Below are 20,816 nucleotides of genomic sequence, written 5' to 3'. Positions count from 1 at the left end.
ATTTTGCTCCCATTTCTTAGGGGTCCTATATCAAGAAGGGGTCATGGTAGATGATCGATGTTCAGTTTAAGAAAGTGGGTTGAACACGAAATACACGGATCATAATTTCGAATGGATTGCTCGCATTGGTAGGTGAGTTTTTCTTTTGAGAGATGAAAATTTTTTTCAACGAATGCCTTAAGGTCGCTTTCGATTATTTTTTGATTTTGAGAGGTGGGAGGAACAATTTTAGCATCCCTGATCATTCCATTGTCATCTACTTGAAAACGGTGATAAAGGGTTCCCCGGGGGGCCTCCGTGCAGCCATATCCTGTTCCTTTTTGTGGAGAAACCGGGGCTGCGGGTTGGTTGGGCTTCTCGTAATCCTCCATGATTCGCAGGGCTTCGTCACACGCATAGAGAACCTCAATGCTTCGAATAATAATGCTTTGAAAGGGGTTGGTACAGATGGGGGATAATCCCGCCTCACGGGATATTTGCTGAGCTAAAGGTGACAGGTTTTCGAAATTGATATTGTAACGGGCCATGGGTCCCACAAAGTAGGGGGCCCTGTTTCTTAATACAGAGTGAAGGGCATTGGAATAGGGTACCTGCTCTTCCGAAAAATGTTGTTCATAATCCCGAATGTGTATGTTTAACCCTTTATTGGAAAGCAATCGGCCTTCATTAAAAGGGTACTCATCCGGGTGGTGCAGCGCCACGAATTCATAATCGTGGGCGATGTCGGGAAAGGGAAGGGTTGCCGTCCATCGAACGGTTTCCAAAGCGGCCTCACGCGCCCATTTTAATTTCTCCATGAGAGGAAGTAGATCTTTTTGGGTTGGGACCTTATAAAAGCCTCCCACCTTTACGTTAATAGGATGAATTTCCCTTCCCCCCATAAAGGTTAACAGTTCGTTTCCGGTTTTTTTAAGTTGAAGTCCTCTTTGGACAATTTCCGGGTGGTCTTTGGCCATCTGAATTGCATCCTCATACCCAAGGAAGTCCGGGGCATGGAGCATCACAATGTGGAGGGTGTGACTTTCAATCCATTCCCCGCAATAAATGAGCCGGCGAAGCTGCCGTATGGGTTCCTCTACCTGAATTCCAAATGCATCTTCAATGGCGTGAACCGTACTCATCTGATAGGCCACGGGACAGATCCCGCAAATTCGAGCGGTAATATCAGGGGCCTCGGTGAACGATCTTCCTCTTAAAAACGCTTCAAAAAACCGGGGAGGTTCGAATATTTTTAATTTGACATCAACGACTTTGTTATCCTTTACCTTGATGTAAAGCCCCCCCTCTCCCTCAACCCTCGAGAGATAATCAACTTTTATGGTTTTATTTTTTTGATGGGTCATTAGAACTGCCCTCTGTGCGAAAGGGTTCAGCATATGCGTTAAAGCTGCGGAAGGTACGGTTAATTTCGTCTACGTTTTTCCCCAGATGAAGCCATTGGGTGCGAAGGGCTTGTGTATTGGGGGTTTCCATGGGACCGAAACACCCATAACAACCCCGGTGATACGTGGGGCAAATGGCGTCGCACCCGGCATGGGTCACCGGGCCCAAGCACGGGGTTCCATGGGCAACCATCACACAGGTAACTTGTGCCAATTTGCATTCCATGCAGACACTATGGGAAGGGGTATTCGGTTTCCTTTCGTTAAGAAAGGCATTGATGACTTCCACGAGTTGAGATTTATTAATGGGGCAGCCTCTGAGTTCAAAATCAACGCGTACATGCTCCGAAATGGGGGTGGAGAGATCCAGTGTCTGAATGTATTGGGGCGTTGCGTAGACGATGGAAATAAACTCATTCACATCTTTAAAGTTTCGAAGGGCTTGAATTCCCCCCGAAGTGGCACAGGCACCGATGGTCACCAGAAATTTTGAGGACTCCCGGACTTTTTTAATCCGATCGGCATCATGGGGGGTCGTGATGGAACCTTCAACCAAAGAAAGATCATAGGGCCCTTTGATGATGGCCTTAGAGGCTTCGGGAAAATTTGCAATTTGAATTTGCTCAGAAAGGAGAAGCAGGTCATCTTCGCAGTCCAGAAGGCTAAGTTGGCACCCATCGCAGGAAGCAAATTTCCAAACTGCTAATTTTGGTTTTCGGGGCCGGGGCTGCCTATATTTCATGTTGATTAAACCACTTTTGTATTTTGTCGTACCGGTAAACGGGTCCATCTTTGCACACAAAAGAAGGGCCAAACTGACAGTGTCCGCAGAATCCAATGGCGCATTTCATGTTTCGTTCCAAGGAAAGAAAAATCTGGCTTCCTAAAAATCTTTGTGAGAGGAGGCCTTTTACGGCAAATCGCATCATCACTTCCGGTCCGCACAGCATGACCACGCTTTTTTGGGGATCAACCCGAATTTCGTCAAACAAATTGGTGACAACCCCTACGCGGTATTTCCAGTTTCGATCCGGATGATCTACCGTGAGGAAAACCTCGGTGTTGGGATTTTTTTGCCACGACCGGAACCGGTTCCGATACAAAAGGTCCTTGGGGGTTTTGACCCCATGCAAAATTTTTATCGTCCCGTAAAATGGTCGGCGATTTACGACGTAGTTAATGACGGAAACCGTGGGGGCGCAACCAAGACCTCCGGTGACGATAATCACATTTTTCCCCTGTGCCTCCTCTAAGGGCCAAGCACTACCAAAGGGACCCCGAAGTCCCACCACATGGCCTTTTTTCATTTTCTCCAATGCGGTGGTTACCGTTCCGACGGTGCGGATAGTATGGTCCAGAAGGTCTGGGTTTGTTGGATCTGAAACAATGGAGATGGGCACCTCACCTACACCCAGGGCGTAGACCATGTTAAATTGTCCTGGTTTAAATTGATAGGCTTTCTGACGGTTTTTGTCTTTTAACCGAAGGCGAAGGGTAAAAATGTGGGAGGTTTCCTGTTTTCTGTCCACAATTTCCGCAAGAGCGGGGACAAATGGATTCATGGATTGGATCCAGCGATGGCTTGTACTTCTTCGGTAATATCGATTCCGACCGGGCACCAGGTGATACATCGCCCGCAGCCGACGCATCCGGATACGCCAAATTGTTCAATCCAAGTGGCCAGTTTATGCGTCATCCATTGTCGATAACGGGATTTTCCGGAGGAGCGAACAACCCCTCCGTGCACATAAGAAAAATCCATGGTGAAACAGGAGTCCCACCGCTGCCACCTTTCGCTGATCTCCCCGGTTAAATCGGTTACATCCTCTACGGTTGTGCAAAAACAGGTGGGACAGACCATGGTGCAGTTTCCGCAGGTTAAACAGCGTGCTGCAACCTGTTCCCAACGCGGATGGTCATAATTCTGGTAAAGCATTTCTTGAATACCGTTGGTATTCAGCGTCCGTCCCATTTGTTCAGCGGTTTTATCTAGAATGGTTTCCGAAGCTTTTATTTCTAAATCTCCCGCCACCCTGGAGGGAATGGTTCGGAAGATGTCCCTACCTGCATCGGTCCCTATTTCGATGACAAAATAATGCCGGCTAGGTTCAATGACCTCCGTGAGTGACAGGTCAAACCCGGTTGTCGCCTTGGGACCTGTGTTCATTGAAACGCAGAAGCAGGTTCCACCCGCCTGGCCACAGTTGACGGCAAGGGTAAAACTATTTTTTCTCTGTGTTTTGTAGAAAGGATCCTCACAATTTCCGTTTATAAAAACCCGATCCTGAATTGAAATGGCATGCAGTTCACAGGAACGCATTCCGATAAAGGCGAGTTGGGGGGGAGTGACCTGATTTTCAAGAATGGTAAATCCTTTTTTTTCCTTTTTAGCTTGCCAAAGCCTTTTTTTGGGGGGATGCAAAAATTTTTTCCATGAATTGGGACCCAAAACATAACCAAATAAAGCCTTATCTTCTCTTTTTTTAATCCGGTAGGTTCCCCCCTCTTGTTCGTCGGTCCATCCAACCGGAAGATCGGATGTGGTGTTAATTTCATCGTACACAATGGTGTTTTCCCGGATAGTCGGTCCAATCAACTGGTAACCTCGTTTTTTTATTTCGGAAAATAAAAGATCAAGAGAGGAACGGTCAATGATGTAGGTTTTATTCATTTTTTTCGGTTTATGGATAAACGTTCCAAAACATTTTGGGAGAAAAAAAAGGAATGATTGGAAAATTTTGCTTATGAATTTTTCATCCTACCTCCATCCCCTTTCAAAATCAATACATGAATTCCCTCATTTTTATGAAAGGGGGACTGAGGCATTATGCAACATCCAACAACCAGGTTTTTGGGACATTGTGTCTTCCTTTTATTCTTAAATTAGGGGTTTTTTGGGTTTAAAAAAAAATACTATTATGAAAATTCTGGGATTTTTACTTTATTAAATCTTAATTGTCTGACGGGTCCCCTGGCATCGTAATTGCTCTTTTAAGTTCTTAAGAAGCCGTTGATTCTATTTAGGAAACCCAAAAAGGGTGAAGATGAAGGGGGGTTTGATGCTGCAGGTTCGAATTCATGGCCGAGGAGGTCAAGGGGTTGTTACTGCTGCGGAAATTCTCTCGATTGCGGCTTTTAAAGATGGAAAGTGGGGTCAGGCTTTTCCCAGTTTTGGTTCTGAGCGCATGGGAGCCCCCGTGATGGCTTTTTGCCGTATTGATCAAAAACCCATTCGCCTGAGGGAACCGGTCATAGAACCGGATGTGGTCATCGTTCAAGATCCCTCACTACTGCATCAAGTGGATCTCTTTTCAGGATTAAGGGAAAAAGGATATGTTCTTATTAACTCTACACGCTCCCTTTCAGAAATGGGAATAGGTGAGTTGGGTTCAAGAGTTCCGGAAAACCATATATGTGTCGTTCATGCAACAGATATCGCATTAAAGCATTTGAGTCGGCCCGTTCCTAACGCAGTCCTTTTAGGAGGTCTGGCCGCGATGATTGGTGTTGTTTCCCTTTCCTCTGTACAAAAAGGGATTCTGGAGAAATTCCCCGGTGTTGTGGGAGAGGCCAATGCCAGGGCCGCGGAAGAGGCGTTTAGCGAAGTCAAGAACACTTTCAATCCTGTTTCGTTTTCTGGAAGGAGGTAAGTGATGCTGACCCAAATTGAAGGTTCCCAAGCGGTTGCTGCGGCGGTTTCCCTATGTTGCCCCGAAGTTATCTCCTGCTATCCCATTACCCCACAAACCCATATTGTAGAGACCCTTTCAGCGCGGGTGAAAAAGGGAGAACTTGGAAACTGTCAATTCATCAATGCGGAATCCGAATTCGGTGCACTGAGTATTTTAATTGGCGCTTCGGCCATGGGGGCCCGGACTTATACCGCTACGGCCAGCCAAGGATTACTGTTCATGGCAGAGGCGGTTTATAACGCCTCCGGATTGGGATTACCCATTGTCATGACCATCGGGAATCGGGCCATCGGCGCCCCGATTAATATTTGGAATGACCATTCGGATAGTATGTCCATGCGAGATGCGGGGTGGATTCAGCTTTATGCTGCGGATAACCAAGAAGCGGTCGATTTACATATTTTAGCCTTTCGTTTGGCGGAAGAGTTGAGTTGCCCTGTCATGGTTTGCATGGACGGGTTTATATTGACCCATGCCTATGAAGCAGTTCATTTGCCTTCCAAGGAGCAGGTGAATTCCTTTCTGCCTTCTTACGATCCTGTTCAGGTGTTAGATCCCGATGACCCTGTTTCCATCGGGGCCATGGTTGGGCCTGAGGCTTTTGCGGAAGTCCGCTACCTTTCCCACTACAAACAGATTCAGGCCCTGGATTTGATCCCCCGTCTTGCAGAGGAATTTCGGCAATGGTTTGGAAGGCCTTCCGGAGAACTGGTTTCTCCCTATCGGTTGACGGATGCGGATACGGTTGTGCTGGGTTTAGGATCTGTAAATGGAACTCTTCAGGAATGTGTGGATGATTTGAGGGAAGAGGGAATGGCTGTAGGGTCTTTGAAAGTCGGATCCTACCGGCCCTTTCCCTCTGTCCCTTTGCGTTCGGCACTTCAGAATGTCCAGCATGTGATTGTCGTGGAGAAAGACCTTTCTCTTGGAAAAGGGGGGATAGTTTCAGGAGATGTTAAGATGGCTTTGAGGGGATTACCGATGACGGTTCATACCGTGATAGCGGGTTTAGGGGGACGCTCCATTACCAAAGCATCAATGAAGAAGGTGATTGAAGAGGCCCGCGCCGATCGTTTGACCGAACCTTACTTTTTAGATCTGAATTGGCATCTGATCAACCGGGAGCTGGCCAGACAAAAAGAGACACGACGGTCAGGTCCCATTGCCGAAAATGTGCTTCGGGATATTCGGTCTGTTGCCTCAAAGGTGGTCTAAGGGGGGAGATATGAGTCAGCCACAAATAAAATTTTATCAAACCGGGACTTTTTCAGTGGGGAACCGACTTTTAAAAGAAGAAGACCGGACCGTTCAGTCTAGGATGGACCGAACCAATTCGCTGAATTCAGGACACCGAGCCTGTCAGGGATGCGGAGAAGCCTTGGGCGCAAGGTATGCGGTGGATGCTGCCATGCGGGCTTCAGGAAATCGTTTGGTGGCGGTGAATGCAACGGGGTGTTTGGAGGTTTTTTCAACGCCTTATCCAGAGAGCTCCTGGCGAATTCCCTGGATCCATTCCTTGTTTGGTAATGCCCCTGCGGTTGCCACAGGTGTGGCCGCCGCCTTAAGGGCCAAAGGAAAAACAGAAATAAAAGTCCTTGCACAAGGAGGCGATGGGGGAACGGTGGATATCGGTTTTGGGTGTTTGTCAGGAATGTTTGAACGCAATGATGACGTTTTGTATATCTGTTATGATAACCAAGCCTATATGAATACGGGAGTCCAGCGATCGGGGTCTACACCCCCCACCGCACGGACTGCGACGACGCAAGCGGTGGGTGTGAACCCTGGAAACCGGTTTGGAAGCGGAAAGAACCTTCCAAAAATTGCCATGGCACATGGGATTCCTTATGTGGCAACGGCGTCCGTAGCGGATTTACATGATTTAGAAAAAAAAGTGACCAAAGCCATGAAGATGTGCGGAACCCGTTATATCCATATTTTTGTTCCCTGTCCGTTGGGGTGGGCCCACGATCCCGCGCTGACCATTCAAGTCGCCCGGTTGGCCGGGGAGTCTGGGCTTTTCCCCCTGTTTGAGGCTGAAGATGGAAAGGTCACCGACTGCACGCCCATCCGGAGAAAAGTCCCCGTGGAAGAATATTTAAAATTGCAGGGCCGGTTTAAGCATTTATTTGGTGATTCTCCGAACCGGGAGGCCATTGCGGCTATCCAAACCATGGCCGATGAAAATATTCGGACCTATGGCCTGTTGGAATAGGGAGGTTTTATGGAAAGAAAACCCTTTGCCATTACCCTCGATCCCAATTCGAGTTTAGCCAATCATACGGGGAATTGGAGAACAAACAAACCCGTTTATTTGGATCGTCTCCCTCCATGTAATCACGCCTGCCCGGCGGGTGAAAATGTGCAGGCCTGGTTATATTATGCGGAAGAAGGGAGATATTTTGAGGCATGGAAACAGATCATGCAGGACAATCCAATGCCGGCTGTTCTGGGACGGGTTTGCTATCATCCGTGTGAAGCGGCCTGTAACCGGGGCCAGTTGGATGAGGCCGTAAATATTCATGCGGTGGAGCGGTTTTTAGGGGACCTGGCGATTCAAAAAGGCTGGACCATTGAATGTAAAGCCCCAACGGGAAAGAGGATATTGGTGGTGGGGGGAGGTCCAAGCGGTTTATCAGCTGCCTACCACTTGGCTCGGAAAGGGTATTCTGTAACCATAATGGAGGCCGGTCCAAAACTGGGGGGAATGATGCGCTTTGGAATTCCGAGTTATCGGCTTCCTCGCCCCATATTAGATGCGGAGATTCAAAGAATTGAATCTATGGGAGTAACCAGTCAATTGAACGTAAAAGTAGATGATCTCGAGTTAACCGTGAAGAAAGGAAAATATGATGCAACCTTTCTTGCCATTGGCGCACATCTTTCCAAACGGGTTGAGATTCCAGGAAGGGAAGTGGGTAAAATTCTCCATGCGGTTACCTTTTTAGAGGATATGGAACGAAAAGAACAACCCAAAATCGGGCGACGGGTTGCCGTGTATGGTGGAGGAAATACAGCCATTGATGCCGCCCGGACGGCCAAACGGTTGGGGGCGGAGGAAACCATGATCATCTATCGGAGGGATTCGGAGCATATGCCCGCTCATTCTTTCGAGGTGGAGGAAGCCCTTGAAGAAGGGGTTCTGTTCCGATGGCTTCGGACCATCAAGCGGGTGGATGAAACCACCTTTACGGTGGAGGTGATGGAGATGGATAAGAACGGAAAACCCAAGCCCACCGGGCAATTTGAAAAGATCGAAGCGGATACATTAATTTTGGCCCTGGGCCAAGAGGTTGATTTAAGGTTTTTAGAAGGGGTTCAAGGGATAAAGATTTCAAAGGATGGGGTTATTGAAGTCGATGAAGGCATGATGACCGGGGCTTCAGGTATTTTTGCAGGAGGGGATATGGTCCCTTCGGAGAGAACCGTGACTGTGGCCATGGGGCATGGAAAAAAGGCCGCCCGGAACCTGGATGCTTTCTTAAATGGGGCGCGTTACGTTCCACATCCGAAGCATCCCCTTGCCACTTTTGATTTATTGAATACATGGTACTATACTGATGCAGACCAATCCAGACAACCCTATTTGGATATGGCCCAGCGGCGAAGGGGTTTCGATGAAGTGGTAGGGGGATTGGATGAGAAAACAGCTCTCCTGGAAGCCAGGCGCTGTTTGTCATGCGGGAATTGTTTTGAATGTGACAATTGTTATGGTTTATGTCCAGACAACGCCGTGATTAAACTCGGTTCAGGGAAGCGGTATTCATTTCACTATGATTATTGTAAAGGTTGCGGAATTTGTGTCCAGGAATGTCCCTGCGGGGCCATCGAGATGGTTAGGGAGAAAGACTAAGGGGGAGATAAAAAAGAGGATGGGTTTTCTCAAATGCTCTGCCTTTATGTTTGTGTTTTTCTGGACGGTGGGGTTCGCTTTGGGAGGTTCCCAAGAACGGGATATTCAAATCCCACGAGTTCCTCCAGAAGAGTTGGAAAAAGTGAAGCAGATGAAAAATCCTCTGCTTATATCGGGAACCGTCATCAAAAACGGGAGAGAACTTTTTTCACGGTCCTGTGTTGCGTGCCATGGTCCTGGAGGCAAAGGGGATGGACCTGTTGCCCGAGAGACTCAAATGGACCCTAAACCTCGGGATTTCACAAACCCGGAATTTCAACGGATCCGGAGTGACGGGGAGCTTTTTTGGGTTCTCAAACATGGGTCTCACGATTCTGAAATGATGCGGATGGATTTCTTTTTTACAGATGAAGAGCTTTGGGGGTTAATTTCCTATATTCGCACACTGGGAGAGACGGATCATTAAAATGTTTTTCGGTTGGACGATTGGTGGGTTGACCCCAGGGCTCTCAAAAATCCGGGGTTTAAACCCATAAAGGAGAAAGAAATGGAAAAGTTAAAACGGATTTTAGTTGCAACAGACTTTTCCTCCTTTTCCCAAGAGGCCCTTGATTATGCGGTTTATTTAAACAAGGAATTGGGGGGAGAGCTTTATGTTCTTCACGTTTTTCAGGAACCCTTGACCCTTCCCTCGGCTGAGACTTTCAATGTCAAAAAGATGATGAATGTCGTGCAAGGGCGTTCCAAGGGAAGCCTCGCTCCGGAAATTTCTCAGTGGATGTTTGACGTCCGAGAGGAAGAAGGTAAGCGTTTAGCGGCACTGGTGGAATCCTTGGGTTCTCAGGTTGAAAATGTAACTCCTATTTTTAAAACGGGAGTTCCATTTTCAGAAATCATTAAGACAGCGAAAGATATCGATGCCCATCTTCTTATTCTTGGGACACATGGCCGAACCGGAATGGCGCATTTTCTAATGGGGAGTGTGGCGGAAAAAGTGGTTCGCCTCGCCCCCTGCCCGGTTCTCACCTTGAGACCCAAAGGGATGAAGCCAAAAATAGAAGACCTTGAGGAAAAGGGGTACTGGGGTTAAGGGGAGTTAAAAGATTTTCCTTTTATATTAATTGGCCTGACCGTCAAAATCTTTATCCCTGACCTCCATCAGGGCTTCTAAGCTAAGCATAATGATCTCTATCTCATTTGTAATTTCTTCCTGCCGAAGAAGATTCCGTTTTTGCGAGAGTTCCACAAGTTTTCGATCCAACCTTTGGATTGCATTCTCCATGTGCTGGTACCGCCTATGGTTCTCTGCCATTAAGGAGTTGTAAAAAACCTCGTGAAGGGCAGCAAAAAGGTAATGGTCGATCAGTTCTAAAAGGAAATCCTCGGGAGGTTGATGTAATTGCGGGGGAAACGGAAAAGGAATCGCTTCATCGCCCAATTTTTCAAAGGGTTCAAAAATCGAAATCTCCAGACCTTTCTGATCCACCAAGTGGTAAACCACGGTAAGGCAAAGAGGGAAGAATTGTTCCTGCTGGGATTGAAATGTCTTTAGCCAATCCATGATTTTGGAGAGAACGGGTTGAACTTCTTCAACGGAATTGGGCCCCTCGAAAAAAGCAGCAACCCGAGGATCTTTCGCAACCTTCGCGTTTAGTTTTCTCCCAACAATTAAAACCCTCGGGGATACCCCGGTTTGATCCCAAGCATCCCTCTCAAACGTGGACCACAAAATCTCATTGAAATCACCACAGAATCCCCGCTCGGAACCGATCAAAAGATAAATTTTTTGCATAGGGGGAAGGGCTTCCAAAAGAGAGGGAAAAAAGGTCAAAAAGTCTCCAACCATGGTCTCAATGCTTTTAAAAACTCTGTGTTGCGTCGATAGAAAACGGGATAACTTGCGAATTTCCAAAAAAGAAAGGTTTTTCATTGCGGTCATGACGTCCTTTATTTCATTCAAAGATCTTAAACTTTCTTCAATCTGACGGCTTTTAGTCATTTTTTTTCTCGATCTTCCAACCAACGCTGGAGAGCCTGAACCCATTGTTCCCTGGTATCACTAAGGGTTATGGTATTTCCTTTTAAATTTTCCTCCAACCGTTTTAATTGGTCCGAAACATTTTCAAGCTTCAATCCATCCAACAATCCTTCATTAAAAGCCACCATCCAGGCCATTTGGAATTCTATCGAATGGGATGAAAACCGGTTCTGTTTTAAAATCTCACGTATTACCCTTCCCCTGTTAATCTTTGCCTCCATGGAGGCCTCGATACGGGAGCCGAACCGGGTGAACACTTCAAGTTCAAGAAATTGTAGATAATCTAGTTTGATCCGTCCGGCTTCGTTTCGGACCTTTGGGTGTTGGGCATTTCCCCCGATTCGGGAAACAGAATGTGTGACATCAATGGAAGGTAAAATCCCTCTCGAAAACAAACCTCTCTCAAAATAAATCTGTCCATCTGTTATGGAAATTAAATTGGTTGGAATATACGTTGCAATCTCTCCTTGTTCCGTTTCCACGATGGGGAAAGCGGTCATACTGCCTCCCCCATAAGAAGGTAGCAAACAGGTAGAGCGTTCCAATAATCTAGAATGAAGGTAAAAAATATCCCCCGGGTAGGCCTCCCGACCTGGAGGCCGCCTAAGCAAAAGGGACAGTTCCCGGTAGGTTCGAGCATGGGAAGTTAAATCATCATATACCACAAGACAATCTTTTCCCTGCCACATCCAAGCTTCCGCTACAGCACAACCCGCAAAAGGCCCCAAATATTTCAGTCCGGGTAGGGCGGTGGCTTCTGCAACGACCACGGAGGTGTATTCCAACGCCCTCGTACGTCGTAGGGTTTCTATAATTTCCACCACACCCGAGCGTTTTTGCCCAATAACCACATATACGCAATGGGTCCCTTTTCCCTTTTGATTAATTATGGAATCCAAGGCAAAGGAGGTTTTTCCCAAACCGTTATCACCCACGATTAACTGTCGCTGACCTTTACCGATGGGAATCATAGAATCCACCACTTTAATACCCGTATACAGAGGTTTTTTTACAAAATCCCTCGCCAGGATCGGAGGGGATGGCATTTCCAGGTTTCTCCGGTTCGAACATCCGGGTTTAGAAAGGCCATCCAGTGGGACCCCCAGGGGATCAATGACCCTTCCCAAAAGCTCGTCTCCAACCGGAACACTTAGCCTTTGTCCAGAAAGATGAGCTATCGTTCCTGCGGTCATTTGATTGGTTTGGCGTAAAAGAATGGCCCCAAGAATTTCCTGCTCTAGATGAAATACCAGGGCCTGACTCCCTTCTTCAAAATTTAGAATTTCATCCATTTGGGCCGAAGGCAATCCTCGGATCCATGCAATACCATCCCCTACAGATATTACTGTCCCCTGTTCTGCCAGGCGCAATTCATAGTGGTATTGGTCAAGCCGGGCCATTTGAGATGACAGAAGGGATTCTTTAGGTTTCATGGGAAGAAGATCCTTCTGGATTGGGAACTTCTGAGAAAAATTTTATTTCATCCAATAAATTGGCCCGCAAAACCCAAGATCCAACCCCTATCCTTAATCCTGATACCAGATGGGGATCCTGTGAATAAGTACAAACAACCCTGGTTCCACCCAGAATGGAAAGCCCGTGGGAAATGGCCTTTTGTTGCTCGGGATCGATGGGGAACCGACTGAGGACCGACACCTTTCCTTTTTCTTTTGACAGAGAGACCCTCAACGCTTCGGTCTGCTCTTGGGATAAATGTTCAAGATCTTCAAGAAATAGTCCAATCATTCGTTTTTCCAAATCTGGGTTGGCCATTCGGGATAATAACTTCGATAAAAATTTCCCTGCCTGGGAGATTGCGACCTCTTCCGTATGGCGGATCCACTCCCCCCGTCGTCTTTCATCAAGAACCCGAGATCTTTCCCGCTCCAGTTCTATTTCTTTCTGAAAGAAAACCAACCGTTCCTCCCGTTCCCTTTCCATGGCTTCGAGGAATTTTCCCCGTAGGGCTTCTTTCTCCTTTTCCCAATCTGAGAAACGTTCCTGGTATTGGTTTTTTAAACCGTTAGCCTCTTCCCTCAGGGTTTTGGAATCTGAAAGGGCTTTATCCACAATGGATTTTCGTTTGGCGATAATGTTCAATACGGGAACGTACAAAAATCGCTTCAGAAGCCACACCAAAACAAGAAAATTGAGAATTTCAAGAATAAACGTTGTCCAATTCCATTCCACGAACTTTCCTCCGGAGAGTCTTTCTTTAAATTGAAAAGATAAACATGAACTCCCTAAAAGGGCTGGCCTCCCTTTTCACTGGCGTATACATGTTATTTTAAATATTTCCCTTCAACAAATATTCAAGCAAGGGGTTCCTAAATAGAATGATCAGCACAATGACCAGCACATAAATAGCGAGGGACTCGATCATGGCCAAGCCAATAAATAAAGTTCGTGTGATGGATCGTTCCGCTTCTGGCTGGCGAGCCAAAGCTTCCAGGGCTTGCGCAATGGAACGGCCCATCGCCATCGCTGGAAACATGACACCCACTGCTATGGCCAATGCCGCGGCCACTGTTGAAACTAAAGTAAACCAGGTCATATCGGTCATGGATTACTCCTTCTGTTCTGTTCGTTTTAGTTGTTGGGATTGAATTCCCCCTGCAATATAGATAAGGGCCAGCATTCCAAAAATATAGGCTTGTACCAAAGCCTCCACAATATGCAGCATCAGAATCGGAATCGGCACCAAAAATCCGGCCACCATAAGGACCAACAAAGCGGCCATTTCCAAACTCATCATATTTCCAAATAACCGAGCAGCCAGCGCAACGGTTCGCGTCAATTCGCTCACCACATGAAAAGGAAACAAAAGAGGGTTGGGTTGGATGTAGTGCCTTAAATACCGTTTTAACCCATTGCTGCGAATTCCAAACCAATGAACGGAAAAGAAGACCAAAATGGCTAACCCCGCTGTTACGGACAAATTCCCCGTCGGGGATGTTAAACCCGGGATAAGCCCCGCCAGATTGGACACCACAATGAATATCCACAAGGTACCCACAAAAGGGAGAACCCTTCGGCCCTGTTCGGGTAAAATAGCGACGATGGAGGCTTCGATTCCCGACACGATCCCCTCAAGGGCCACCTGGACGGAATCCGGATCAAGGCGAAGTCGAAGCGTTAATAAAAAGCCCAAACCAACCAGCACTGCCATGATTCCCCAAGTGATGATCACCGTTTCGGAAATCCCCAAAGGACCAATTTCAATAACAAAACCGGAATTCATATATAAGGTTTCCCCCCGGTTTATTCTCGAATAAACAGGTAAACGTTGATGATTCCTAAACCTAATCCCAACACGATCAGGCTCAGGGTCCAGCGGATGGAATACCCCTCAGAAAGTTCATCGAGCCACTGCCCCAAATAAGCCCCGCCCACAACAGGTAAAACAAGTAACAACCCTAGAACGCCTAGATAAACCGTTTGGCCTAAAAGAGAAGTTCCTTCCTTTTTAGCCTTTTCTAGTCGCCGGATCTTCTGTTCGACTTCTTTTTTCAACCGAAGGCTTTCCTTAGGCAACGGATTCACCCCCCCTTTTCATCTGAAGGAGACGCTTAAACATTTCTTCTTCTAAACGGTGAAGACTTTCTTTGATAGAATGGAGTGTCTCTTCCTCCGAACGCAATTGTTTTTCTAACACCTCCCGGATGCGTTGATAAGAAGAATCCAGAAAATAATGTCGTGTATTGAGAAAGAGCTGGTTTGAATAAAAATAAATTAAAGCCCCAGGAAGGGCAAGGTATTGCCAATCCCCCCCGGCTAAGCGGAAACGGGCCAATCCAAAGCAGAGGGAGGCCATGATCCGTTCATGTCCCGCGAGAATTCCGAAACTTCCAGTCGGATCCTCCCCTACAAAACTCGCCACATCCTTAAACGTTTCATATTGAGTGGCACTTTGAAGGTGCAGGGTAAATGGTTTCATTTCCGGGACATGTTCCCTTTCATATAACATTGTTCTTCGGTGAGATGATCGAAATCCCCTTGGAGAAAACCTTCACAATCATGAAGGACTTCCGGAAGCGGAACTGAAACCCCACGTATTCCTGTCTGAGACGTGACCACATGGAAGGGTTGGGTAAGATAGCGTTGGAGTTTTCGGGCTCTTAAGACAATCAAACGGTCCTTTTCAGAAAGCTCCTCAAGGCCCAACATCGTAATGATGTCTTCAAGTTCTTGATATCGGGCCAGATGCTCCTTCACCCCTTTCGCTATGTTGTAATGATGATCTCCGAGAAAATAGCGATCCATCATTTTACTCCCGGACAGAAGAGGGTCCACGGCGGGATAGATTCCCTTACCCGCCTGACTTCGGGAAAGAATGACTGTGGTATCCAAATGACTGAGAATTGTACTCACGGCTGGGTCTGTCATGTCATCAGCCGGTACATAAATTGCCTGGACCGAGGTAATTGCCCCCTTTTGAGTTGAGATTATGCGTTCTTCCATTTCGGCCACCTCTGTCATGAGGGTTGGCTGGTACCCGACGGTGGCCGGCATTCGCCCCAAAAGCCCGGAAATCTCGCTCCCTGCCTGAACAAACCGAAACACGTTGTCAATCAAAAAAAGAACTTCCTTGTGGAGGATATCCCTGAAGTATTCTGCATAGGTTAAAGCGGTCATCCCAATACGAAAGCGGACTCCCGGAGATTCATCCATCTGGCCAAACAAAAGAAGCGTTTGGGGCATAACCCCGGCCTCTTTCATCATCAACCACAACTCATGTCCCTCCCGAATGCGTTCTCCAACACCAGCAAAAACAGAGATCCCTTGATAAAGAGCAACGATGGCATGCATAAATTCCATAATAAGGACTGTTTTTCCCACCCCTGCCCCTCCGAAAAGTCCGGTCTTTCCCCCGCGGATAAAAGGACACAATAAATCGATGACCTTGATTCCGGTTTCAAGTATTCCGCTTACTTCTCGGGTTTCGTGAAGGGGGGCAGGTTTGGAAAGGATATTTCGAAATTCCTTGGGAAGGAGAGGATCTTTTCCGTCTAGGGGTTCCCCAAAAACGTTTAGAACCCGGCCCAAGCAATCGGGAGAGACCGGAACATGAAGGGGAGCACCAGTATCAAATACCTTCATTCCACGGCTTAAACCCGATGTCCGATGTAAAGTAACTGCCCGGACATGGTGCATATCCAGGTGTTGGTGAACTTCAAACGTAAAGACCTCATGATCCGCCAAAGTATAGAGGGCTTGGTGTAAAGGAGGTAGGCGCTGACAAGCAATATCCACCACCGGGCCCTGAATTTTGGCGATGATCCCAATGGGCGATTTTCTATCTGTGTCAGTCGGATTGCCAGGATCCATGTAGGTTATAAGAGAGAAATCTCACTCTCTTTGAGAACTCCCCCAACAAAAGGGCGGATCATTCACGTTATTATTTTAGTTTTGGAAGTTACTGATTATAATTCTAAACTGCCTCATAGGCTGAATCATATCCGGAAAGCTTAATAATAGTTCTACTTGAGGCAATTTATACAGAAATGCTTAGCCCTCTCTGTGAATTATTCGTTTTTTCTTCTTTTTTTCCCATTTTAAATTGCAAAAATCTTACCATGGAAAAGGACCATTTAGCGGACCAATGGCTTACTTTTTAAATGGAAAACGTGGCAAAATTCCCCATTGGGTTTTGTTTCCCCAGGGAAAAAATAGAAGGATAAACCCTATTTACTTGAAAATCCATTATTTTAGTGAACATCCATAGAAAACTCTCTTGAGAACGGTTTTTGCACCTAAGAGGGATTGGGTGTTATAAGGGCCATAAAGAAGAAAGGGAAAAACCATGAGAAAAAGTGAGTTTTTTTCAAGCCAGCGTGACTTTCATTCCCTCACCGTTGGGGTGGTTATGGAACGGGAGGTGGTTTCCTGCCGGGAGGAAGACACTGGGAAGGAAATTGCTTCTAAACTGACCCATTTTAATATTGGATCTCTTCCCGTGGTTGATGGAAGTGGTAAATTGGTGGGCCTCATCAGCGAGTTTGACCTATTAAAAGTTTTAATGAAGGGGGGTGGTTTGGATTCGGTTGAAGCGGGAGAGGTCATGAGCAAAAATTTAAAAGTGGTTCAAGAAGATACCCCGGTAGAGGAAGCCATTCGGATATTTGAGGCCGAGTATTTAATTCGGATGCCGGTGGTGAATGGCGGAAAACTGGTGGGGGTATTGGCGCGAAGGGACATCCTGTTCGGTTATATCAAGGCGACCAACCAGTATTGGCCCTAGGGAAAAAAGGGTCGAAAAGAATGAATCGAACCTGGCCCACTTGAATTTGGAAGAGGGGTGTGGGCTATAATGGTTCAGCGGGGAGATCAAAAATGTTACCTAAAGTCTCTATGGGCAGGCAGTGTTGTACGACTTATAGCAATGTAGAGAATTATCGATCTTTGGTGGGAGATGATCTGGTGGAGGAGGTGATTTCCTTATCCAAGGATTTAAAAGGAGTAAGGATCTGCCATATCAACTCCACCCCTTTTGGAGGAGGGGTGGCTGAATTATTGTCTCGATATATTCCTCTCCTTCAGGCGTTGGGTATTTCCGCTGATTGGCGGCTCATTCATGCCCGGCCAGAGTTTTTTGCGGTCACGAAATCTTTCCACAATGCCTTACAGGGTAGCCATTATGATTTTCAAGATGTGGAACGATCCCTGTATTTGGAAGTCAATGAACAGAGCGCGAAACTGCTTGATTCTGATTATGATGTTTATTTTGTGCACGACCCTCAACCGATTGCCATTCGTCATTTTGCAGGATCCCGCGGGAGTAAATGGATCTGGCGATGCCATATCGATAGCTCTTCCCCGGATTTAAATTTTAGCGCCTTCTTGAAACCCTTTATTGAGGAGTATGATGAGCTCATTTTTACAATGCCCGAATTTCTTCTTCCCAATATTCAAATCAAGAAGGTTTCCTTTATTCCCCCCGCAATCGATCCCCTTGCAACAAAGAACATGGATCTTCCTTTGGATGTTTGTAAAAGGGCCATTGCTGATTCTGGGATCGATTTGAACCGGCCCCTTTTAATTCAGGTCTCGCGCTTTGACCCCTGGAAAGATCCTTTGGGTGTGATCCAGGCCTATCGTTTGATTAAGGAGGAGATTCCTGGGATTCAATTGGCATTGCTGGGTGCCATGGCGGGTGATGATCCGGAGGGATGGGCACTTCTCGACCGAATAGAGGAGGAATCGGCCAATGACCCCGATTTGTTGGTTTTTACCAACCTGGGTGGTGTGGGTAGTATGGAAGTCAATGTGTTCCAAAGGGGATGCGATGTGGTCATACAAAAATCACTCCGGGAGGGATTCGGCCTCGTTGTTTCCGAGGCGCTGTGGAAGGAAAAACCCGTTGTGGCGGGAAGAGCAGGAGGGATTCCCATGCAATTTCCCGAAGGATTTAATCGATACTTGATTGATAACGTAGAGGATTGTGCGAAAGAAGTGGTTCATCTTTTAAACCACGCGGGGGAAAGGGGGGATTTTGGAAGAGCGGGACGGGAGCGTGTCCGTCAACAATTCCTTCTTCCCCGAATGATTCGGGATGAACTCCGCCTCATCAAAGAGCTCGTGTAGTTCCCTTGTCCTCTTGAGATTTCAACGATTCAAGGTATTTCCGGAATATCACACTCAGTGAATTTTAAAGAGGGATGTCACCATAAAAATGAAACCCAAGAACACAGATGGGAACTGGTTTTGTTATTTAAATCCCCTCCCCTCGTGGGAGGGGATAAAGGGGAGGGGGGAACCTTCGAGGTGATCTTTTACCCTCTCCCATATTCGAGGGAAAGGGAAATATTGAAGTTCTCTGTTCTTGGGTGAGGCAATTGCGGTTGAAAAGCAAGGCTAGAACCGAGGCCCTGCCGCTGTCCGAAGTCCTGCGGATCGGCTGGCCTGCCTGCGGTCAGGCAGGTGCAGACTCTTGGGTCAGCGAGGGATTGACGCTGATCCGAGATCGGGGATAGACTGCAAGCCGTTGCAGCCTAATAGATCATTTGGAGGCGCCGGGGGTTGACGTGTGTCACGTGACAGTATACACTTGATGGGTGATCAGGACGTTCGCAGATCAGCGCACCCAGGAACTGTACACCACGGGCAAAGCGAAGCGGTTTCCGGCGGATGTTGCCAAACGGGCTTCGCGTAAGTTCGAGTATTTGGATTTGGCTAGTCGACTGGATGATCTGAAGGTTCCACCCGGTAACCGGCTCCATGCGCTGGAAGGCGACCGAAAGGGGCAGTACTCGATCTCCATCAACGACCGGTGGCGCATCTGTTTTCGGTTCATCGACGGTGACGCCTATGATGTTGAGATCTGCGATTATCACTGAACGAGGTGAGGCATATGAGCATTCCAAACACAAGCAAGATGAAGCGCAGGCCCACCCATCCGGGTGAGATGCTGCGTGAAGATTTCCTGCCCGACTATGGACTTACCGTTTCCGGCTTGGCTGAAGCCGTGGGAGTATCACGACAGTCGGTTAATGAGTTGCTACGTGAGCGCCGGAGTGTTAGTCCGGAGATGGCACTGCGGCTGGGACGCCTGTTTGGCAACTCGCCGGAGTTTTGGCTAAACGCTCAACGGGCTGTGGATCTATGGGACGCCGCACAGGCAATTAAGAAAGACGTGGCTCGAATCAAACCGCTAAGTGCCGCATAACAAGGCCATGGATGTCAACTACAGCAGGTTGATGTGGTGGAGGTCTGAGATAAACTGCAAGCCGTTGCATCCTAACACGCTGGGGATAGGAAGGGACACCGTATGAAAACATATCGGAATTCGGAGGGTCTGGTTGTGATCTGTCACTTTGGAGCGACGTCATAGGCTGCAGAATTTTGCAGTGTTTGGGATATTAGGCAGTTCAGTCTAATTTTTGTTATACGGCGATTGAGGTCGCTACTTCGGGCAATTGGGTTTTGGGGCCCCAATTCCGAGCGTAATCGTTATGAATCAAATCCTTCGGTTCTACGGTTCGGTCAAGCGAGATCCTGCAATCAGTGCCTGGATGAACGAGCATTCAGGTGATTTGGGCGGTATCGCGCGGCATTGGTTCGACGTTATCCGCGATTGTGGAGATGATGTACGCGAATTGCTGCATGATGGCCACCCTACCGCGTGCGTCGCTGATGCCGCCTTCGCCTATGTCAACGCGTTCAAAGCCCATGTCAATGTCGGATTTTTCCGTGGCGCCGAACTCGCGGATCCAGTGGGCCTGCTGGAAGGTACCGGGAAGTACATGCGCCACGTAAAGCTCAGTCCCGATGGCGACATCGCTGCCACAGATCTAATCAAACTGATCGAATCTGCATACATTGATATGAAGCAGCGTCTTGAGGCAGAGTAGTCTCAGGTTGGCCATCAGTAGCATTGGCTTATTCGAGGGAATCGAGGCGCCGTTCTCATCGACCCGAGAGGAAGATGTTGTCACACCTGCTACCCGGGCAACAGAATAACAAGTAATAGGGGAATGTAATGAGCGATGAGACCGTTGGTGGTGTTCACTGGAGTTTCTGGGCAATCGGTGCTGTCGCATTGATCTGGAACGTTATGGGTTCAATAAATTTTTTCGTGCAAATGGAAAGGGAAAGGAAAGGGGTCAAATCTCGTCTTGAGTCATGTTTGGAGATTATGGTATGCTCTGCTCATGTCCCGTCCACTTCGAATCGAATTTCCTGATGCCTATTATCATGTCATGAACCGGGGCCTGGCCTATCAGAAAATTTTCACTGATCGGGTAGACCGAGAATTGTTTTTAAACCTGCTGGGTGAATGCCATCAGATGTGGGGCATTGAAGTGTTTGCCTATTGTTTGATGGGAAATCATTACCACGTTCTTCTTCAAACC

24 protein-coding genes are annotated in these 20,816 nt (G+C 47.4%); 12 read left to right on the top strand and 12 right to left on the bottom strand.

From position 1 onward, the window contains the following. Window positions 1-41: 41 nt before the first annotated feature. From VGB26_01775 to VGB26_01760, 4 genes are read right to left on the bottom strand one after another with little or no spacing between them, the layout of a single operon-like run. Window positions 42-1,343, bottom strand: coding sequence for a Ni/Fe hydrogenase subunit alpha (locus tag VGB26_01775; protein ID HEX9756512.1), 1,302 nt, complete (start codon window positions 1,341-1,343; stop codon window positions 42-44). Further along, the gene (locus VGB26_01770) at window positions 1,324-2,124 is read right to left on the bottom strand and encodes an oxidoreductase (protein HEX9756511.1); all 801 of its coding nucleotides are present in this window, start codon (window positions 2,122-2,124) and stop codon (window positions 1,324-1,326) included. The genes VGB26_01775 and VGB26_01770 overlap by 20 nt, the downstream gene beginning before the upstream one ends. Continuing rightward, window positions 2,114-2,944, bottom strand: a complete 831-nt coding sequence (locus VGB26_01765; protein ID HEX9756510.1) for an FAD/NAD(P)-binding protein — start codon at window positions 2,942-2,944, stop codon at window positions 2,114-2,116. The genes VGB26_01770 and VGB26_01765 overlap by 11 nt, the downstream gene beginning before the upstream one ends. Continuing rightward, a complete protein-coding gene (locus VGB26_01760) occupies window positions 2,941-4,053 on the bottom strand; it encodes a 4Fe-4S dicluster domain-containing protein (protein ID HEX9756509.1) in 1,113 nt (370 codons plus the stop codon). Before VGB26_01760 ends, VGB26_01765 begins: the two co-directional genes overlap by 4 nt. A 388-nt stretch (window positions 4,054-4,441) precedes the next feature. Between VGB26_01760 and VGB26_01755 the strand changes: the two genes are divergently transcribed. From VGB26_01755 to VGB26_01730, 6 genes are all read left to right on the top strand, one after another. Next, window positions 4,442-5,032 (top strand): 2-oxoacid:acceptor oxidoreductase family protein, encoded by a 591-nt coding sequence (locus VGB26_01755; GenBank protein ID HEX9756508.1) that lies wholly within the window; start codon window positions 4,442-4,444, stop codon window positions 5,030-5,032. A gap of 3 nt (window positions 5,033-5,035) precedes the next feature. Further along, window positions 5,036-6,289: a pyruvate ferredoxin oxidoreductase gene (gene porA, locus VGB26_01750; protein HEX9756507.1), complete on the top strand. Its 1,254-nt coding sequence runs from the start codon at window positions 5,036-5,038 to the stop codon at window positions 6,287-6,289. Between the two features lie 10 nt (window positions 6,290-6,299). Beyond that, window positions 6,300-7,289: a thiamine pyrophosphate-dependent enzyme gene (locus VGB26_01745; protein ID HEX9756506.1), complete on the top strand. Its 990-nt coding sequence runs from the start codon at window positions 6,300-6,302 to the stop codon at window positions 7,287-7,289. Window positions 7,290-7,298: 9 nt separating this feature from the next. Further along, a complete protein-coding gene (locus VGB26_01740; protein HEX9756505.1) occupies window positions 7,299-8,927 on the top strand; it encodes an NAD(P)-binding protein in 1,629 nt (542 codons plus the stop codon). 19 nt (window positions 8,928-8,946) lie between these two features. Next, entirely contained in the window at window positions 8,947-9,393 is a 447-nt protein-coding gene (locus VGB26_01735) for a cytochrome c (protein HEX9756504.1), read from the top strand. An 81-nt stretch (window positions 9,394-9,474) separates the two neighbouring features. Continuing rightward, a complete protein-coding gene (locus VGB26_01730; GenBank protein ID HEX9756503.1) occupies window positions 9,475-10,017 on the top strand; it encodes a universal stress protein in 543 nt (180 codons plus the stop codon). Window positions 10,018-10,044: 27 nt separating this feature from the next. Here the strand turns inward: VGB26_01730 and VGB26_01725 are convergent, their stop codons facing one another. From VGB26_01725 to atpD, 8 genes are all read right to left on the bottom strand, one after another. Continuing rightward, window positions 10,045-10,926, bottom strand: a complete 882-nt coding sequence (locus VGB26_01725; GenBank protein HEX9756502.1) for a FoF1 ATP synthase subunit gamma — start codon at window positions 10,924-10,926, stop codon at window positions 10,045-10,047. After that, window positions 10,923-12,398: a F0F1 ATP synthase subunit alpha gene (locus VGB26_01720; protein HEX9756501.1), complete on the bottom strand. Its 1,476-nt coding sequence runs from the start codon at window positions 12,396-12,398 to the stop codon at window positions 10,923-10,925. The genes VGB26_01725 and VGB26_01720 overlap by 4 nt, the downstream gene beginning before the upstream one ends. Further along, window positions 12,388-13,155, bottom strand: coding sequence for a F0F1 ATP synthase subunit delta (locus tag VGB26_01715; protein HEX9756500.1), 768 nt, complete (start codon window positions 13,153-13,155; stop codon window positions 12,388-12,390). Before VGB26_01715 ends, VGB26_01720 begins: the two co-directional genes overlap by 11 nt. A 97-nt stretch (window positions 13,156-13,252) precedes the next feature. Further along, complete coding sequence (locus VGB26_01710) at window positions 13,253-13,528, bottom strand: F0F1 ATP synthase subunit C (GenBank protein HEX9756499.1); 276 nt, start codon at window positions 13,526-13,528, stop codon at window positions 13,253-13,255. Between the two features lie 3 nt (window positions 13,529-13,531). Next, on the bottom strand, window positions 13,532-14,206 hold the full coding sequence (locus VGB26_01705) for a F0F1 ATP synthase subunit A (GenBank protein HEX9756498.1): 675 nt from the start codon (window positions 14,204-14,206) through the stop codon (window positions 13,532-13,534). 20 nt (window positions 14,207-14,226) lie between these two features. Beyond that, on the bottom strand, window positions 14,227-14,499 hold the full coding sequence (locus tag VGB26_01700) for an AtpZ/AtpI family protein (GenBank protein HEX9756497.1): 273 nt from the start codon (window positions 14,497-14,499) through the stop codon (window positions 14,227-14,229). Next, window positions 14,492-14,902 carry a F0F1 ATP synthase subunit epsilon gene (locus VGB26_01695; protein HEX9756496.1) on the bottom strand — a complete coding sequence of 137 codons (411 nt, stop codon included), beginning with the start codon at window positions 14,900-14,902 and terminating at the stop codon, window positions 14,492-14,494. The genes VGB26_01700 and VGB26_01695 overlap by 8 nt, the downstream gene beginning before the upstream one ends. Further along, entirely contained in the window at window positions 14,899-16,293 is a 1,395-nt protein-coding gene (gene atpD, locus VGB26_01690) for a F0F1 ATP synthase subunit beta (GenBank protein HEX9756495.1), read from the bottom strand. Before atpD ends, VGB26_01695 begins: the two co-directional genes overlap by 4 nt. A 475-nt stretch (window positions 16,294-16,768) precedes the next feature. On the opposite strand from atpD, the gene VGB26_01685 reads away from it, so the two are divergent. The 6 genes from VGB26_01685 to VGB26_01660 form a co-directional block, all read left to right on the top strand. After that, entirely contained in the window at window positions 16,769-17,206 is a 438-nt protein-coding gene (locus VGB26_01685) for a CBS domain-containing protein (protein ID HEX9756494.1), read from the top strand. Between the two features lie 92 nt (window positions 17,207-17,298). Then, window positions 17,299-18,549 carry a glycosyltransferase gene (locus VGB26_01680; GenBank protein ID HEX9756493.1) on the top strand — a complete coding sequence of 417 codons (1,251 nt, stop codon included), beginning with the start codon at window positions 17,299-17,301 and terminating at the stop codon, window positions 18,547-18,549. Between the two features lie 470 nt (window positions 18,550-19,019). Beyond that, a complete protein-coding gene (locus VGB26_01675; GenBank protein HEX9756492.1) occupies window positions 19,020-19,301 on the top strand; it encodes a type II toxin-antitoxin system RelE/ParE family toxin in 282 nt (93 codons plus the stop codon). 14 nt (window positions 19,302-19,315) lie between these two features. Next, window positions 19,316-19,630, top strand: coding sequence for a HigA family addiction module antitoxin (locus VGB26_01670; GenBank protein ID HEX9756491.1), 315 nt, complete (start codon window positions 19,316-19,318; stop codon window positions 19,628-19,630). 286 nt (window positions 19,631-19,916) lie between these two features. Beyond that, window positions 19,917-20,315 carry a DUF1801 domain-containing protein gene (locus VGB26_01665; protein HEX9756490.1) on the top strand — a complete coding sequence of 133 codons (399 nt, stop codon included), beginning with the start codon at window positions 19,917-19,919 and terminating at the stop codon, window positions 20,313-20,315. Window positions 20,316-20,579: 264 nt separating this feature from the next. Next, the coding region (locus VGB26_01660; GenBank protein HEX9756489.1) for a transposase at window positions 20,580-20,816 on the top strand (237 nt) is incomplete at its 3' end.

This window comes from Nitrospiria bacterium, from assembly GCA_036397255.1.
GTDB lineage: Bacteria > Nitrospirota > Nitrospiria > DASWJH01 > DASWJH01 > DASWJH01.
The sequence above is the reverse complement of the archived record's forward strand: the minus strand, read 5'-3'. Positions and strand labels throughout refer to the sequence as shown.